The organism is Streptomyces sp. MMBL 11-1 (genome assembly GCF_028622875.1).
Taxonomy (GTDB): domain Bacteria; phylum Actinomycetota; class Actinomycetes; order Streptomycetales; family Streptomycetaceae; genus Streptomyces.
Map to the genome: position 1 here is coordinate 5,798,211 of NZ_CP117709.1, position 16,140 is coordinate 5,814,350.

The following is a 16,140-nucleotide window of genomic DNA, read 5'->3' on the forward strand; positions in this document are numbered from 1 at the left end:
CCGGTGCGGTGCCGGGTCCCTGTGCTTCCCGGGGGCGTCGGGCCCGGTGGGCCCGGTGGGATCAGAAGGTGAGCTTGAAGCTGTTGATCCGCCCGGTGTCCTGGCGTGCGACATCCTGGACCTTCAGCTTCCAGACCCCGTTGGCCACCTCGGACGAGGCGTTGACCGTGTAGGTCGCCACCACGTTGTCCGCGGAGTCGCCGGAGGAGGAGTTCTTCAGCCGGTAGGCGGTGCCGTCCGGGGCCACCAGGTCGATGACCAGGTCACCACGCCAGGTGTGCGTGATGTTCACGTCCGCCTTGAGGGTGCTCGGCGCGTTGCCGGCCACACCGGAGACGGTGACCGAGCTGGTGACGGCCGCACCGGCGTCCGGGATGTTCACCGGGGTGGTGTTCTCGAACACCTTGCCGCCCGGGTCGGGGTCGCCGCCGCCGGGGCGGGCGCCCACGTTGATACCGGCCCAGGCGTGGGCCACGGCCGCGTACTCGGGGCTGGTGGCCCCGTACAGCTCACTGGCGACCGCGAGCGTGCCGGTGCGGGCAGCCGCGTAGTTGGTCGTCGAGGTGAACTTCGTGGTCAGCGCCTTGAACCAGATCTGCAGCGCCTTGTCCCGGCCGATGCCGGTCACCGGGAGGCCGTCGGAGGTCGGCGAGTCGTAGTTGACGCCGTTGACGGTCTTGGCGCCGCTGCCCTCGGAGAGCAGGTAGAACCAGTGGTTCGCCGGGCCCGAGGAGTAGTGGACGTCGACGTTGCCGATGCCCGAGTACCAGTAGTCCTTGGACGAGCCGTCCTTGGAGGGCTTGTCCATGTAGCGCAGCGGGGTGCCGTTGCCGCGGATGTCGATCTTCTCGCCGACCAGGTAGTCACCCGGGTCCGCGCTGGTGTTGGAGTAGAACTCCACGCCCGCGGCGAAGATGTCGGAGGTGGCCTCGTTCAGGCCGCCGGACTCGCCGCTGTAGACCAGCCTGGCCGTGACCGAGGTCAGACCGTGCGTCATCTCGTGGGCGGCCACGTCCAGGGAGGTCAGCGGCTTGACGTTGCCGTCGCCGTCGCCGTACGTCATGCAGAAGCAGCTGTCCTGCCAGAACGCGTTGACGTAGTTGTTGCCGTAGTGGACGCGGGAGTACGCGCCGACGCCGTCACCGCGGATGCCGGAACGGCCGTGCACGTTCTTGTAGTAGTCCCACGTCTCGGCCGCGCCGTAGTGGGCGTCCGCGCCGGCCGTCTCGGCGTTCTGCGGCGTGCCGTCGCCCCAGATGTCGTCCGGGCCGGAGAACAGCGTGCCGGTGCCGGAGCTGCCCCGGTTCAGGTTGTACGTCTTGTGGTTGCCGCGCGTCGTGTCGGTCAGGGTGTACGAGGGCGCGGTGCCCAGGGTGACCTGGCCGTTGTACTGCGTGTTGCCCGTGCCGTTGTGGACGGCCTGCCACTCGTAGAGCTTCTCGCCGGAGGCGGCGTCCGTGAGGACGTGCAGCTCGTTCGGGGTGCCGTCGTGCTGGAGTCCGCCAACGACGGTCTCGTACGCGAGCTGCGGGGATCCGCTGCCCAGCCACACCACCTTGCGCGGGGCCTCGCTGGCCTTCTTCGCCTTCGAGCCCTCGGCCTTCGCCGCGGCGAGCGCCTGCTGCTCGGCCGCTGCCGGGGCCACGTCGGCGGTGAGGCCGACGGCCTTCAGCTGCGCGCTGGTCGCCTTCGACGCCTTGCTGACGCCCTCGGTCGTCCCGGCCGCGGACTCCTTGACCACGAGGTCGCCGCCGAGGACGGGAAGCCCGTTCAGGGTGCGCTCGTAGCGGGTGTGCGTCGTGCCGTCGCGGTCCTGGACGACATCGCGGACCACGAGCTTCTCCGTGGACCCGAGGCCGAGCTCCTTGGCGGTGGCCGCCCTGGTGGCGTTCGCCTCGCTGAGCAGCTCGGCGCGCTGGGCGGGGGAGAGCTTGGCGGGCAGGGCGCCCGGGTCGGCCTTCGTGCCGACGGTGATGCCGCCGAGCGGGGCCGAGGCGGGAGCGGGGGTGGCGGTCGCGGCGCCGGACGGGACGGCGACGGCGATGAGGGCCGCTGCGGCTATCAGAGCGCCGGTCGCGGTGGCGCGGCGGTTGGGCGTGGATCTCACGCGGACTCCTTCTGCGAGGGGGGTACCGGCGGCGCTGGACGGGCCGTCCGGACGGTGCAGGCGGTGCGCGGAACGGGGTGAAGAGTGTCAGCAGATGACCGCACCTGTCAGGACCGCGTCAACAAGTTGGCCGGTTTTCGTTCGTTGCCGGAAAGGTCATGTTCGTTAAGCGGACGTTTCACCGATCATTGCCACGGTGTTACCGGGCGTTGCGGAGCCCGGTATTCACAGGGTGGCCACAGGTTTCGCGCGCGACGCGCACCGTGGTCTCGCGGGCGGGAAGGGCCGCGATGACCGCCTGATGAGACAGCGTCGGGTTCTGGCCAGATTCGCGCACTGGAATGCGCCGGTCCGCCAGGAGGCGGTGCGGGGGCGGACGGACGGTCGTGCGGTTGTGGCGCTCGGGCGGCCGGGGCGGCCGGGGCGGCGGGGGCGGCGGGGGCAGTCGTGGTGCTCAGCCGCTCGCGTCCGTCGGATACACCGCGTCCAGGAGGTCGCGCACGAAGCGGTCCACGTCGTCCAGCCCCGCCGCCGCGAGCGTGGCCGGGCCGTTCGTCAGCAGATGCGGGATCGCCGCGTGCAGCGCGAGGGTGACGACGGCGGCGCGCTCCGGGGTGACGGGCAGTCCGGCGGAGCGCTGGGCCAGCTCCATGCCCAGGAAATCGCCGCTCGCCATCGGGTCGAGGATGCCGGACAGCCAGGGGCGCCGGGTCGCCTCGGCCTGCAGCTCCAGCACCGCCAGCAGCCGGGAGCGGCCGGGCCCCGCGACGTTCTCCAGGAGGGAGCGGAAGAGGATCACCAGGCCCTCGCGGTCCGCCGGGCCGGGGCCGGCCGCCAGCTGCCCGGTGAGCGCGAGGTACTGCTCCAGGCATCGTTCCGCCGCCGCGCGGAGCACCGCGTCCCGGGTCGGGAAGTAGTTCTTGGTGGTGCCCGGAGGCACCTCGGCCGCCCGGTCCACGGCCCGGTGGGTCAGCCCGCGCCCGCCTTCCCCGGCCAGCACCTCGACGGCCGCGTCCCGCAGTCGGTCCCGCCGGTCCGGATTCACGCGCGCTCCCTCGCTCCCGTACGGCTGCCGCCCCCTCGGCCTGTCCTTGTCGATGCTACCCCAGCCGTGGTACCACAGATGTGGTGGTTGCCTGTACGGTGCTCCTCCGTACGGTCCGAACGAGCTCGGGAGTGCGACATGACAGGAACGGCGACCGTGGTGGGCGCGGGCATCGGCGGTCTGGCGACCGCGATCGGACTCCGCCGCGCGGGCTGGACGGTCACGGTGCTGGAGCGGCGCGCCGAACTGGAGCGGCACGGCGGGGCCTTCGGCATCCACCCCACCGCACAGTCCGCGCTCGACCGGCTCGGCGTGGGCGACGTGCTGCGCGACCACGCCGTGCCCTACCGCGACGCGCACATCCGCACCCCGGACGGGACGTCGATCGCCCGCCTCCCGCTGGAGCGCATCGAGCGCAAGGCGGGCCGCCCCGAACTCCTCATCCCCCGCTTCCGCCTGCTCGACGCCCTGGTCGCCGCCCTCGACACCTTCGGCGACGTCCCGCTCAACCTGGGTGAGAGGGTCACCGACGTGGACGCCGTCGCCGCCGGACAGGACCTGGTGGTCGGCGCCGACGGCATCCGCAGCGCCGTGCGCACCGCCCGCTTCGGCGACCGCAGCGGCCCGCGCGGCATCGGCACCGTCGCGTGGATCGGCACCGCCGGCCTCGAGAGCCCGGTGTACGGCGAGACCTGGGGCAGCGGCCGGTTCTTCGGGATGACCCCGGTCGAACCGGGCCGCACCAACTGGTACGCCACCGTGCCCGAGGCCACCACCGCCGAGGAGCTGCGCGCCGCCTTCGCCGGCTGGCACGACCCGGTCCCGCGCATCCTGGACACCACCGACCCGGCCACCTGGATCCGCTACGACATGCTCCACCTGTACCCGGCGCTGCCCGCCTTCGTCTCCACCGGCGGCCGGCCCGCCTCCCGTGCCGCCGCCGTCGTCCGGCCCGCACCCGTCGCCCTGGTCGGCGACGCGGCCCACGCCATGACGCCCAACCTCGGCCAGGGTGCCTGCACCGCGATCCTGGACGCGGACGCCCTGACCCGCGCGCTCGCCGCGGCGCCCCCCGGCCCCGCGGGCGTCGCCGGGGCCCTGCGCGCCTACGACGCCGAACGCCGCCGCAGCGCCCAGCGGACCGCCCTCGCCTCCCGGACCCTGCACCGCTTCATGAGCACGGAGCGCACCCGGCTGCGGGACGCGGCGGTGCGCCTGCTGCCCGGGTGAGCTTCACGGGCCTGGCCCGCGCCTGCCCCGTCCGCGGGTTCGCGCCCGTCGGCAGGGGCGGTCGTGGCGCGGACGCCCGGGGCCGGCCTCGACACGTGCCCGGAGAGGCTGCCGCGCGGGGGCCGACCGCCAGGCCGTGCCGGGGCCGACCCCGGGCGCGTGCCGGGGCCGGCCGCCGGGCCGTGCCGGGGCTGACCCCGGGCCGTGCCGATGGTGCCGCCGTGCTGCCGCTGTGGTCCGCTACCCCAGCGGTACGGGGACCCGGGCCGGGAGAGGCGCGGTCAGCCGGTCCGCGCCCGCCGGGACGGGAACGGCGGCGAAGAGAGCGTTCTGCTGTTCCTGGAGCTGCTTCTTCCGCTCCGGGCCGGTGCCGGGGAGGCGCTGTTCCTCGTACAGCTTGTGGGTGGCTTCCTGGGCCTGCTTGCTGGCGGGGGTGTGGAACTGGACCTCGAAGAGCTGCGCCGAACGGGGGGCGCGCCAGACGGTGTTGAGCCCCTTGTGCCCCTGGGAGCGGCCCCATGTGTTGGACCACTTGGTGCTGTCGTTGCCCCATGCGGAGAGCGTCCGCGCGGCGGTCGTGACGCCGTCCGTGTACTGGTCGTCGCGCAACTGGAGGGTGTAGCGGACCGCGTCGCTGAGCGTGGCGAGCGCGTCCTCGGCGCTCTGTCCGGGGTGCTCCTTCAGCGAGGTGGCGACCTTCCGCTTGAGGGAGTCCGGGGACTTCAGCCGGTTCTCGAAGCCGATCACCTCGGCGCCGGCGATCCAGGCCGCGGCCCGCACCTGGGGGCTGATGTCCCGCTCGGCGCGCCGGGCCGCCTCGATGTAGTCGTCGACCCGCTGGTTGTCGGCCGGGCCGAGGGAGAGCCCGCCCTCCCCGGTCCACCCGTCCCCCGGCTGCTGGGCGACAGCCGTCCCCGCCGGCCCTGTCCGGTCCGGCGGGGACGGCCACGGCGGTGGAGGTGATGCCGAGGGAGAGCGCGGTGGCCAGTGCGGCCGTGATCGCGCCCCGGGTGACGGTACGGGTGGTGGTCATCCGAGTGATTCCTGCCTTCGCGTAGGGGGCGTTACGCGCGGCACAACTGGCACACCGGGACGGAGGTGTCGTCCGGAGGGCCAACGAGGTGATCTTCGGCCGGATCGGCTCACGGCAGGTGTCCGGCCGGTGCGACGCCGGGTGACGGGCAGGTGGTCACGGCGGGGCGTCGGGTTCCCCTGTTTCGGCATGTCGGCCGTCGGGTTCCCCGTTCCGGCATGCCGGCCGTCGGAAGATACGCGTTCGCTTCCGGCTCGGTCGATCCATCAGACGTGCGCGTGTTTCCCGACGCGGAAGGGGTGGCGAGCACGGTGAACAGCGCACTTCTGGTGATGGACGTCCAACGGGACGTCGTGGCCATCGCCGACGACGGTTCCGGATATCTGCCGCGCCTGCGCGGGGCGATCGACGGCGCCAGGGCTGCCGGCGGGGTTCCATCCGGGCTGTGAGGCCGCGGATCCCCACGAGACCTCGGGGCGGAGGACGCCGACGGGCCGACGATCGCGCGGTGCTCGCCGCGCGCATCTTCGTCAGCATGTCACAGCGCCCCCGGCGGTAGCCGCCGCCGGCCCGAGCAGCATCCCCGGCTCAGGCCAGACTGTCCTTCCACGTCCGGTGCAGCCCCGCGAACCGGCCCGTACCGCCGATCAGTTCGGCGGGTGCGCCGTCCTCCACGATGCGGCCGTGCTCCATCACCAGCACCCGGTCAGCGATCTCCACCGTGGAGAGCCGGTGGGCGATCACCACCGCCGTGCGGCCGTGCAGCACCGTGTCCATGGCCCGCTGCACCGCCCGCTCGCCGGGGACGTCCAGGGAACTGGTCGCCTCGTCCAGGATCAGCACCGCCGGGTTCGCCAGCAGGGCCCGGGCGAACGCCACCAACTGCCGCTGGCCCGCCGAGATACGCCCGCCCCGCTTGCGTACGTCCGTGTCGTAGCCGTCCGGGAGGGCGGCGATGAAGTCGTGCGCGCCGATCGCCTTCGCGGCCTGCTCGATCTCCTCGCGGGTGGCGTCCGGGCGGCCGATCGCGATGTTCTCCGCGACCGTCCCGGAGAACAGGAACGCCTCCTGCGTCACCATCACCACGCCCCGTCGCAGCTCGGCGGTGTCCAGGTCGCGCAGGTCGGTGCCGTCCAGCAGGACCCGGCCCCCGGTCGGGTCGTAGAAGCGGGCCAGCAGCCTGGCCAGCGTCGACTTGCCCGCGCCCGTCGACCCGACGACCGCCACCGTCAGGCCGGCCGGGATGTGCAGGTCGAAGGTGGGCAGCACCTCGCCGCCCGTACGGTAGGCGAACCGCACACCGTCGAACGTGACCTCCCGGCCCGGGAGCCCGCCCGAGCGCGGTGGCAGTTCCTTCGGCCGGTCGGTCTCCGGGACGCTCGGGGTCTGGGCCAGCAGCCCGGCGATCTTCGTCAGCGAGGCCGCCGCCGACTCGTAGGAGTTGAGGAACATCCCCAGCCGGTCGATCGGGTCGTACAGCCGCCGTATGTACAGCACCGCCGCCGCCAGCACGCCGAGTGCCAGCGTGCCGTCCGCCACCCGGTAGGCGCCCCACAGCACCATTCCGGCCACCGCCGTGTTCGCGATCAGCCGCGAACCGATGACATAGCGGGCCATTTCCAGTATCGCGTCGCCGTTCGCCCGCTCGTGGCGGGTGTTCAGCGCGGTGAAGACCGTGTCGTTGCTCCGCTCGCGGCGGAACGCCTGGACCGGACGGATGCCGTTCATCGTCTCCGCGAACTTCACGATCACCGCCGCGATCGCCGTCGACCGCGCCGTGAACGCGACGGACGCCCGCCGCCGGTACACGCGGACCAGCAGGTACAGCGGTACGAAGGAGAGCGTGGCGATCGAGCCGATCCCCAGGTCCAGCCAGAGCAGCACCAACGCGATCGACACGAACGACAGGACCACGCCGATCAGTTCCTGGAGCCCCTCGCTCAGCAGTTCCCGCAGCGATTCCACATCCGTCGTGGAGCGCGAGATGAGCCGGCCCGAGGTGTAGCGCTCGTGGAAGTCGACGCTGAGGGCCTGCGCGTGGCGGAAGATCCGGCCGCGCAGATCGAGCAGCACGTCCTGGTTGATCCGCGCGGCGGCCCGGACGAAGCCGTACTGGAGGACACCCGCGCCGACGGAACAGAGCGCGTAGGCGATCGCGACCGCGACCAGCGGCCCGTAGTCGTGCTCGCGGAACGCCGGAACCCCGCTGTCGATCGCGTACGCCACGAGCAGCGGGCCCGCCTGCATCGCGACCTGCTGGACCAGCAGGAGCAGGGCCGACACCGCGACCCGGCCGCGCATCGGTGCCAGCAGCGAGAACAGCAGCGCCTTGGTCGCCCCGGGCGGCGCGGGCAGGTCGTCCCGGTCGAACGGGTCGTCGGCGGGCCCGCGCGCGGGCGCGACCCGGTTCCTCGGCGTGCTGTCGTCGTCGTCGGCGGCCGGGAGCGACGCGTCGTCGGTGGTCGTGGTCATCGGGCACTGCCCTCCTCGGCGGGGACCTGCTGGGCGGGGGCGCTCACCGAAGTCGCGGAGAGCTGTGCGGCGGGCGCGTCCACCGGGCCGCTGGGCTTGTCCACCGGTGCGGCGGGCTTTTCCACCAGGCCGGCGGGCGCGTCCACCGCGCCGCTGGGCTTGTCCACCGGGCCGCTGGGCTTGTCCACCGGGCCGCCGGGGCTGTCCACCGGGCCGGCGGGAGGCCGTGCGGCGGGCTCGTTCCCGGCGCCCGACATCAGCCAGGCGTACTCCGCGTTGTCGCGCAGCAGCTCCTGATGGGTGCCGACCGCGGCGATCCGCCCCCCGGACAGCAGCGCCACCCGGTCGGCCAGCATCACGGTGGAGGGGCGGTGCGCCACCACCACCGCGGTCGTCCGCTCCAGGACCCGCCGCAGCGCGGCCTCCACCAGCGCCTCCGTGTGCACGTCCAGCGCTGAGAGCGGGTCGTCCAGCACCAGGAAGCGCGGCTCCCCGACCACGGCCCGGGCCAGCGCGAGGCGCTGGCGCTGGCCGCCGGACAGGCTCAGGCCCTGCTCGCCGACCTCGGTGTCCAGCCCCTGCGGCAGCTCGTGCACGAAATCGGCCTGGGCGACCGACAGCGCCCGGCGCACCTGCTTCTCGTCGGCGTCCGCCGCGCCCATCGTCACGTTCTCGCCGACCGTCGCGGAGAACAGCGTCGGCTCCTCGAACGCCACCGAGACCAGCTCCCGCAGCCGCGAACGCTCCATCGTGGCGATGTCCTCGCCGTCCAGCGTGATCCGGCCGCCGGTCACCTCGTGCAGCCGGGGCACCAGAGCGGTGAGCGTCGTCTTGCCCGACCCCGTCCCCCCGACGAGGGCCAGCGTCTCACCGGGCCGGATGTGCAGATCGATCCCGGCGAGGACCGGCGGCGATCCCGGATCCGCGTCCGGGTAGCGGAACTCGACGCCCTCGAACACCATCCCCGGGGCGGTGTCCGGCGCGCCCTCGCGGACCGGCGCGGCCCCGGGCTCCTCCGCCGCGTCCATCACCTCGAAGTACCGGTCGGTCGCGGTCGCCGACTCCTGGCTCATCGCCAGCAGGAAGCCGATCGACTCCACCGGCCAGCGCAGGGCGAGCGCCGTGGACAGGAACGCCACCAGCGTGCCCGCGGACAGCGTCCCGTCCGCCACCTGGATCGTGCCGAGCACCAGCGCCGCGCCGATCGCCAGCTCCGGGAGGGCGGTGATCAGCCCCCAGATCCCGGCGAGCAGCCGGGCCTTGCCCAGCTCCGTGGTGCGCAGCCGGTGCGACAGCGTCCGGAACGCCCGCGCCTGGCTGCGGTGCCGGCCGAAGCCCTTGACGACGCGGATGCCCAGCACACTCTCCTCGACGACCGTGGTGAGGTCGCCGACCTGGTCCTGGGCCCGGCGCGTGACCACCGAATACTTCGTCTCGAACAGCGAGCACAGGACCATCAGCGGCACCGCGGGCGCCAGCAGCACCAGTCCCAGCGTCCAGTCCTGGGCGAACAGGAGGACGAACCCGACCAGGATCGTGGTCGCGTTGACGACCAGGAAGGTCAGCGGGAACGCCAGGAACATCCGCAGGAGCATCAGATCCGTCGTCCCGCGCGACAGCAGCTGACCCGAGGCCCAGCGGTCGTGGAACGCGACCGGCAGCCGCTGCAGATGGCGGTAGAGATCCGCCCGCATCGCCGCCTCGACCCCGGCCAGCGGACGCGCCACCAGCCACCGCCGGAACCCGAACAGCAGCGCCTCCGCGATACCGAGCAGCAGCAGATACAGCGCCCCCAGCCACACCCCGCCCGGATCACGGTCGGCGACCGGACCGTCCACCATCCACTTCAGGACCAGCGGGATCACCAGGCCCAGACAGGACGCCAGGATCGCCACGAAGGCGGCCGTGAACAGGCGCACCCGCACGGGTCGGACATAGGGCCACAGGCGCAGGAGGGAGCGCACGGCGGACCGGTCCGTGTGCTCTGCAGGCTTTTTGGGCATCAGGGGCGACCTTACGTTTCACCACTGACATCGGTCCTGCCAATTTCCTGCCCTGCCCTGCCCTGCCCTGCCTTGCCCTGCCGGGCCGGCCGGCAGCGACAGTCGTACCCCGGGTCAACCGATCGGCTGATGCGCCGTCGAGCGGGACGGCGGATACCGCCCGGGCCCGCCCGCCGGAACCCTGGGGGCATGGCAATCATCGAAGTCAACGGGGTGCGCAAGAGCTACGCCGGCCGGGCCGTGGTCGACGGCGTCTCCTTCTCCGTCGACGAGGGGGAGATCTTCGGCATCCTCGGCCCCAACGGGGCGGGCAAGACCACCACCGTCGAATGCGTGGAGGGCCTGCGCGTCCCCGACGCGGGCACCATCAGGGTCGCCGGGCTCGACCCCGTCGCCGACCACGACCGGGTGACGCGGCTGCTCGGCGCCCAGCTCCAGGAGAGCGAGCTCCAGGCCAAGCTGACCGTACGGGAGGCGCTGGAGCTGTACACCGCCTTCTACCCGGCCCCCGCCGACTGGCGGCCGCTCGCCGACCGGCTCGGTCTGGCTGACCGGCTCACCACCCGCTTCGCCAAGCTCTCCGGAGGCCAGAAGCAGCGCCTGTTCATCGCCCTCGCCCTGATCGGCAACCCGAAGGTCGTCGTGCTCGACGAGCTGACCACCGGCCTCGACCCGCGAGCCCGCCGCGACACCTGGAAGCTCATCGAGGAGATCCGCGACGGCGGGGTGACCGTCCTGCTCGTCACCCACTTCATGGAGGAGGCCCAGCGCCTCTGCGACCGGATCGCCGTCATCGACCGGGGCAGGGTCGTCGCCCTGGACACCCCGGCCGGGCTGATCCGGCGGACCACCGGCTCCACCGTGGTCTCCTTCGTCCCCTCCCGCACCCCGACCGGACCCGAACTCGACCGGCTCGCCGCGCTTCCGGGGGTCGCCTCGGTGACCCCGCCCGACGCCACCGGCGTCCTCGTCCTGGCCGCCACCGACGACACCATCACCCCGCTCATCTCCCTGCTCGCCGAACTCGGCGTCACCGCCCAGCGGCTGCGGATCACCGAGACCAGCCTCGACGAAGCCTTCCTCGACCTCACCGGACAGGACGTCTGACATGACCCCCGACACCGCCGCCCCCCAGGCCGCCGCCCCCGCCACCTCGGCGCCCGCCCGCCGGCGGGGCCCCATGGGGGCCGTGCTGCTCACCGAGACCCGGCTCTTCCTCCGCGAACCCGGCAGCCTCTTCTGGATCCTCGTCTTCCCGACCGTCCTCCTGGTGATCCTCGGCTTCGTCCCGGCGTTCAAGGAGCCCGACGACACCTTCGGCGGACGCCGGGTCATCGACCTGTACGTCCCCGTCTCGGTCCTGCTCGCCATGATCATGGCCGGGCTCCAGGCGATGCCGCCGGTCCTCACCGCCTACCGGGAACGCGGCATCCTGCGCCGCATGTCCACCACCCCGGTGCGTCCCTCGGCCCTCCTCACCGCCCAGATCACCCTGCACGGCGCCGCCGCCCTCGGCTCGGCGCTCCTGGTCGTCACCGTCGGACGCGTCGTCTACGCGGTCGCGCTGCCCGGTCACCTGCTCGGCTACGCCCTGGCGTTGCTGCTCGCGGTCGGCGCCGTGCTCGCCCTGGGCGCGACGATCTGCGCCCTGTCCCGTACGACGAAGGCGGCCACCGCGGTCGGCTCCGTCGCCTACCTCACGATGATGTTCACCGCCGGCGTCTGGGTACCCGTCCAGGCGATGCCCGACACCCTGCGCCGCATCGTGCAGGTCACCCCGTTCGGCGCCGTGTCCCAGGCCCTGGACCAGGCCGCCTCCGGCCACTGGCCGAGCTGGGCGTACCTCGGGGTCGTCACACTGTGGACCGCGCTGCTCGGCCTCGCCGCCGCTCGACTCTTCCGCTGGCAGTGACGGAGACTGCCCGTATGACGCAGCCGCTCCGCCCCCCGGGCCTGTCCGGTGCGGCGGGTCCGCGCACGATCGAACAGCGCTGGGAGCAGTTCTACCGGTACGGGCCCTACGCCGTCCTCACCCTCTCCGTCCTCGTCGGGGGCGTCGCCGCCGACCTGATCATGACCCGTACCGAGATGTACGTGGCCGGGGCCCTGGCCGTCGCGGCGTACGGGCTCCAGCTCTGGTGGGGCCGGGCCCGCCCGCGTACCGCCCGGGGCGGCCCGGCCGGGGTGGCCTACTACGCCGCCCGGACCGTCCTCGCCTTCGCCCTGTCGTGGCTCAACCCGTTCTTCTCGATCTACGCGGCCCTCGGCTACTTCGACGTCGAACCGCTGCTGCCCAAGCGGGCCGTGCGGATCGGGCTGCTCTGCACCGCCGTCACCCTGGCCGGTTCGCAGAGCGGGGGACTGCCGCCCGCCTCGCTGATGAACTGGGTCGCCTTCGGCGCGCTGTACCTCATCAACTCCGCCCTCGCCCTCTTCTTCTGGTACGTCGGGATGCGGGAGGAGGAGAAGGCCCGCGTCCAGGTCGAGACCATCGCCGAGCTGGAGCGCACCAACCTCCGGCTGGAGGAGGCCATGGCGGAGAACGCGGCCCTGCACGCCCAACTCCTCGTACAGGCGCGGGAGGCGGGGGTCGACGACGAGCGGCGCCGGCTCGCCGCCGAGATCCACGACACCCTCGCCCAGGGGCTCACCGGGATCATCGCCCAGCTCCAGGTCGTCACCTCCCTGACGGACCGCGATCCGGAGACCGCCCGCGTCCACCTGGAGCGGGCCGCCGCGCTCGCCCGCCACAGCCTCGGCGAGGCCCGCCGCTCCGTGCACAACCTCGCCCCCGCCGCCCTGGAGCACGACGAGCTGGCCGGAGCGCTGAAGAAGACCGTCGCCGACTGGGCCGAACAGCACCGCGTCCGGGCCGACTTCACCGTCACCGGCACCGTCGAACCGGTCCACGACGAGATCGCCGCCACCCTGCTGCGCATCGCGGGCGAGGCCCTCGCCAACGCCGGGCGGCACTCCGGGGCCTCCCGGGTCGGGGTGACGCTGTCGTTCATGGACGACGAACTGACCCTGGACGTACGGGACGACGGGCGCGGCTTCGACCCCGCGGCCGCCGCCCCGGCCGGCCGCACCGGCGGCTTCGGCCTCGGCGGGATGCGGGCCCGCGCGGAGCGCATCGCGGGCGCGGTCGAGGTGGAGTCGGAACCGGGCGGCGGCACGGCGGTGTCGGCCAGGGTCCCCCTGGTCAGGCACCCCTGAGCAGCACTGCGGTCGCCCCTGGTCAGGTACCCGCGAGTCCCCGTACGGTGCCGTCATGACCGAGACCACCGCCCGCGCCATCAGTCTCGTCGTCGTCGACGACCACCCGGTCGTCCGGGACGGGCTGCGGGGCATGTTCGCCGCCGCCCCCGGATTCGAGGTCCTCGGCGAGGCGGCGAACGGCAGGGACGCCCTTGCGGTCGTCGAGGACCTCGACCCGGACGTCGTCCTGATGGACCTGCGGATGCCCGGAGGCGGGGGAGTGGCGGCCATCGCCGAGCTGACCCGGCGCGGTTCCCGCTCGAAGGTCCTGGTGCTGACCACGTACGACACCGACTCCGACACCCTGCCCGCGATCGAGGCGGGCGCGACCGGATACCTCCTCAAGGACGCCCCGCGCGAGGAACTGTTCGCGGCCGTCCGGGCCGCCGCCGACGGGCGCGGCGTCCTGTCGCCCGCCGTCGCCTCCCGGCTGATGACCCGGGTCCGCACCCCCGCCGCCGACCCCGCCGGGGCCGCCCTGTCGGCGCGCGAGCGCGAGGTGCTCGTCCTGGTGGCGCGGGGCACCACCAACCGGGAGATCGCCGCCGAGCTGTTCATCAGCGAGGCGACCGTGAAGACCCACCTCACCCATGTCTTCGCCAAGCTGGGCGCCAAGGACCGGGCCGCGGCCGTCGCCGTGGGCTACGACCGGGGCATCCTCGGCTGAAGCCGCGCCCCGCCCGGTCAGGCCGTCACCCGCAGCAGTAGCACCGAGCGGGCCGGCACCGTCATCTCCGTACCGCCGTGCAGGACCGTGCCGGGAGCCTCGGCCTGCTCCTCCCGCGAGGTGTCCAGGACCAGTGCGTAGCGGGTCGCCCACGGCGCTCCCGGCAGGGCGAAGGACGTCGGCTCCGCGCCCGCGTGCAGGACCGTCAGGAAGCTGTCGTCGGTGACCGGCTCGCCCCGCGCGTCCCGCCCGGGGATGTCCCGGCCCGAGAGGTAGAGGCCGAGCGTGGCGGCGGGTGCGTACCAGTCGCCCTCCGTCATCTCCCGGCCGTCCCGGGCGAACCAGGCCAGGTCCCGCAGTCCGTCCGGGGCCTGCGCCCGGCCGGAGAAGAACGCGCGCCGCCGCAGCACCGGATGGGTGCGGCGCAGCGTCAGCAACCGGGCCGTCAGCTCGGTCAGCTCCCGCCACTCCGGCTGCTCCAGCAGCGACCAATCCACCCAGCCGGTCTCGTTGTCCTGGCAGTAGGCGTTGTTGTTGCCGCCCTGCGTCCGGCCCATCTCGTCACCCGCCACCAGCATCGGCACCCCGGTGGACAGCAGCAGGGTGGTCAGCAGGTTACGGAGCTGACGGCGGCGCAGCGCGTTGATCTCCGGGTCGTCGCTCTCGCCCTCCGCCCCGCAGTTCCACGCCCGGTTGTCGCTCGTCCCGTCCCGGTTGCCCTCCCCGTTGGCCTCGTTGTGCTTCTGCTCGTAGCTCACCAGGTCGCGCAGGGTGAAGCCGTCGTGCGCGGTGACGAAGTTGACCGAGGCGTAGGGGCGGCGGCCGCCCCAGGCGTACAGGTCGCTGGAGCCGGTCAGCCGGTAGCCGAGATCCCGTACGTCGGGGAGCGCGCCGCGCCAGAAGTCGCGCACCGCGTCGCGGTAGCGGTCGTTCCACTCGGTCCACAGGGGAGGGAACGCCCCGACCTGGTAGCCGCCGTTGCCGACGTCCCACGGCTCGGCGATGAGCTTGACCCGGCGCAGCACCGGGTCCTGGGCGATCACCGCGAGGAACGGGGAGAGCATGTCGACGTCGTGCATCGAGCGGGCCAGTGCCGCCGCCAGGTCGAAGCGGAAGCCGTCGACGCCCATCTCGGTGACCCAGTAGCGCAGCGAGTCGGTGATGAGCCGCAGCACCTGGGGCTGCACCACGTGCAGGGTGTTGCCGCAGCCGGTGTAGTCGGCGTAGCGGCGCGGGTCGTCCCTCAGCCGGTAGTAGCCCCGGTTGTCGATGCCGCGCAGCGACAGCATGGGGCCCAGTTCGCCCGCCTCCGCGGTGTGGTTGTAGACGACGTCGAGGATCACCTCGATCCCGGCCTCGTGCAGCGCGTGGACCATGCGCTTGAACTCGCCGACCTGCTGGCCCGCCGTCCCGGAGGCGGAGTAACCGGCGTGCGGGGCGAAGTAGCCGATGGAGTTGTAGCCCCAGTGGTTGCGCAGCCCCCGCCGCAGCAGGTGGTCCTCGTGGGCGAACTGGTGCACCGGGAGCAGTTCGACGGCGCTCACCCCGAGCCGGGTCAGGTGCTCGACCGCGGCCGGGTGCGCGAGACCCGCGTACGTGCCGCGCAGCTCGGGCGGGATGTCCGGGTGCAGCTTGGTGAAGCCCCGCACATGCAGTTCGTAGATGACGGAGTCGGCCCACGGGGTCTTGGGGCGCCGGTCCTCCACCCAGTCGTCGTCGTCGCGCACGACCACGCCCTTGGGCACGGAGGGCGCCGAGTCCCTGTCGTCCCGCACGGTGTCGGCCACCTGCTGGTCCGGCCAGTCCCGTACGTGCCCGTAGACCTCGGGCGGCAGGGTGAAGGTCCCGTCGACCGCACGGGCGTACGGGTCCAGCAGCAGCTTCGCCGCGTTCCAGCGGGCCCCCGTCCACGGGTCCCAGCGGCCGTGCACGCGGTAGCCGTAACGCTGACCGGGGCGCACCCCGGGGACGAAGCCGTGCCAGATCTCATGGGTCAGCTCGGTCAGCGGACAGCGGGTCTCCGTGCCCCGCTCGTCGAACAGACACAGCTCGACCGCCTCGGCCCCGCCCGCCCACAGCGCGAAATTGGTCCCCGCCACCCCGTCCGGGCCGACCCGGAAGCGGGCCCCCAGCGGCATCGGGGCCCCGGGCCAGACGGCGGGGGCCGCCGCCCGCGCCCGCGCGCCCCCGGCGCGGTGGGATTCCACGGCCTCCGTCCGGGCGCTCGCGGCGCGGTCGGGTTCCGCGGTCTCCGTCCCGGCGCCGGCCACCGCGTCGGGATCCTGTACTGCCTCCTGCTCGGCTGCGCTGGACACCGTGTCGCCT

General features: G+C 73.2%; 11 protein-coding genes and 1 pseudogene. 6 read left to right on the forward strand and 6 right to left on the reverse strand.

Annotation, left to right across the window (positions count from 1 at the left end; translation table 11 throughout):
- Positions 1-61: 61 nt before the first annotated feature.
- Together PSQ21_RS25985 and PSQ21_RS25990 are read right to left on the reverse strand one after the other, a co-directional pair.
- Entirely contained in the window at positions 62-2,107 is a 2,046-nt protein-coding gene (locus PSQ21_RS25985) for a M4 family metallopeptidase (RefSeq protein ID WP_274033451.1), read from the reverse strand.
- A 454-nt stretch (positions 2,108-2,561) separates the two neighbouring features.
- Positions 2,562-3,152, reverse strand: coding sequence for a TetR/AcrR family transcriptional regulator (locus PSQ21_RS25990; protein ID WP_274033453.1), 591 nt, complete (start codon positions 3,150-3,152; stop codon positions 2,562-2,564).
- A 138-nt stretch (positions 3,153-3,290) separates the two neighbouring features.
- On the opposite strand from PSQ21_RS25990, the gene PSQ21_RS25995 reads away from it, so the two are divergent.
- Positions 3,291-4,382 (forward strand): FAD-dependent oxidoreductase, encoded by a 1,092-nt coding sequence (locus tag PSQ21_RS25995; protein ID WP_274033455.1) that lies wholly within the window; start codon positions 3,291-3,293, stop codon positions 4,380-4,382.
- Positions 4,383-4,622: 240 nt separating this feature from the next.
- On the opposite strand, the gene PSQ21_RS26000 is transcribed toward PSQ21_RS25995, so the two are convergent.
- Complete coding sequence (locus tag PSQ21_RS26000) at positions 4,623-5,162, reverse strand: ATP nucleotide 3'-pyrophosphokinase (protein ID WP_274033457.1); 540 nt, start codon at positions 5,160-5,162, stop codon at positions 4,623-4,625.
- Positions 5,163-5,747: 585 nt separating this feature from the next.
- Here PSQ21_RS26000 and PSQ21_RS26005 point away from each other — a divergent pair.
- Positions 5,748-5,843, forward strand: a pseudogene (locus PSQ21_RS26005) (cysteine hydrolase); the annotation flags it as partial.
- Between the two features lie 160 nt (positions 5,844-6,003).
- Here the strand turns inward: PSQ21_RS26005 and PSQ21_RS26010 are convergent.
- Positions 6,004-7,887 carry an ABC transporter ATP-binding protein gene (locus tag PSQ21_RS26010; protein ID WP_274033459.1) on the reverse strand — a complete coding sequence of 628 codons (1,884 nt, stop codon included), beginning with the start codon at positions 7,885-7,887 and terminating at the stop codon, positions 6,004-6,006.
- Entirely contained in the window at positions 7,884-9,890 is a 2,007-nt protein-coding gene (locus PSQ21_RS26015; RefSeq protein ID WP_274033460.1) for an ABC transporter transmembrane domain-containing protein, read from the reverse strand. The genes PSQ21_RS26010 and PSQ21_RS26015 overlap by 4 nt, the downstream gene beginning before the upstream one ends.
- 189 nt (positions 9,891-10,079) lie before the next feature.
- On the opposite strand from PSQ21_RS26015, the gene PSQ21_RS26020 reads away from it, so the two are divergent.
- The 4 genes from PSQ21_RS26020 to PSQ21_RS26035 are packed head-to-tail and all read left to right on the forward strand — an operon-like array spanning position 10,080 to position 13,815.
- Positions 10,080-10,997 carry an ABC transporter ATP-binding protein gene (locus tag PSQ21_RS26020; protein WP_274033461.1) on the forward strand — a complete coding sequence of 306 codons (918 nt, stop codon included), beginning with the start codon at positions 10,080-10,082 and terminating at the stop codon, positions 10,995-10,997.
- A 1-nt stretch (position 10,998) separates the two neighbouring features.
- Positions 10,999-11,802, forward strand: coding sequence for an ABC transporter permease (locus tag PSQ21_RS26025; RefSeq protein ID WP_274033462.1), 804 nt, complete (start codon positions 10,999-11,001; stop codon positions 11,800-11,802).
- A gap of 14 nt (positions 11,803-11,816) precedes the next feature.
- On the forward strand, positions 11,817-13,106 hold the full coding sequence (locus PSQ21_RS26030; RefSeq protein ID WP_274033463.1) for a sensor histidine kinase: 1,290 nt from the start codon (positions 11,817-11,819) through the stop codon (positions 13,104-13,106).
- Between the two features lie 55 nt (positions 13,107-13,161).
- The gene (locus PSQ21_RS26035) at positions 13,162-13,815 is read left to right on the forward strand and encodes a response regulator (RefSeq protein WP_274033464.1); all 654 of its coding nucleotides are present in this window, start codon (positions 13,162-13,164) and stop codon (positions 13,813-13,815) included.
- 17 nt (positions 13,816-13,832) lie between these two features.
- Here the strand turns inward: PSQ21_RS26035 and glgX are convergent, their stop codons facing one another.
- Positions 13,833-16,130 carry a glycogen debranching protein GlgX gene (gene glgX, locus PSQ21_RS26040; RefSeq protein WP_274033466.1) on the reverse strand — a complete coding sequence of 766 codons (2,298 nt, stop codon included), beginning with the start codon at positions 16,128-16,130 and terminating at the stop codon, positions 13,833-13,835.
- Between the last annotated feature and the right edge of the window lie 10 nt (positions 16,131-16,140).

Bases quoted from the DNA above. Each gene is read 5' to 3' on its own strand.
- PSQ21_RS25995 (WP_274033455.1), top strand. From the start codon at position 3,291: ATGACAGGAACGGCGACCGTGGTGGGCGCGGGCATCGGCGGTCTGGCG.
- PSQ21_RS26010 (WP_274033459.1), bottom strand. From the start codon at position 7,887: ATGACCACGACCACCGACGACGCGTCGCTCCCGGCCGCCGACGACGAC.
- PSQ21_RS26015 (WP_274033460.1), bottom strand. From the start codon at position 9,890: ATGCCCAAAAAGCCTGCAGAGCACACGGACCGGTCCGCCGTGCGCTCC.
- PSQ21_RS26020 (WP_274033461.1), top strand. From the start codon at position 10,080: ATGGCAATCATCGAAGTCAACGGGGTGCGCAAGAGCTACGCCGGCCGG.
- PSQ21_RS26025 (WP_274033462.1), top strand. From the start codon at position 10,999: ATGACCCCCGACACCGCCGCCCCCCAGGCCGCCGCCCCCGCCACCTCG.
- PSQ21_RS26030 (WP_274033463.1), top strand. From the start codon at position 11,817: ATGACGCAGCCGCTCCGCCCCCCGGGCCTGTCCGGTGCGGCGGGTCCG.
- PSQ21_RS26035 (WP_274033464.1), top strand. From the start codon at position 13,162: ATGACCGAGACCACCGCCCGCGCCATCAGTCTCGTCGTCGTCGACGAC.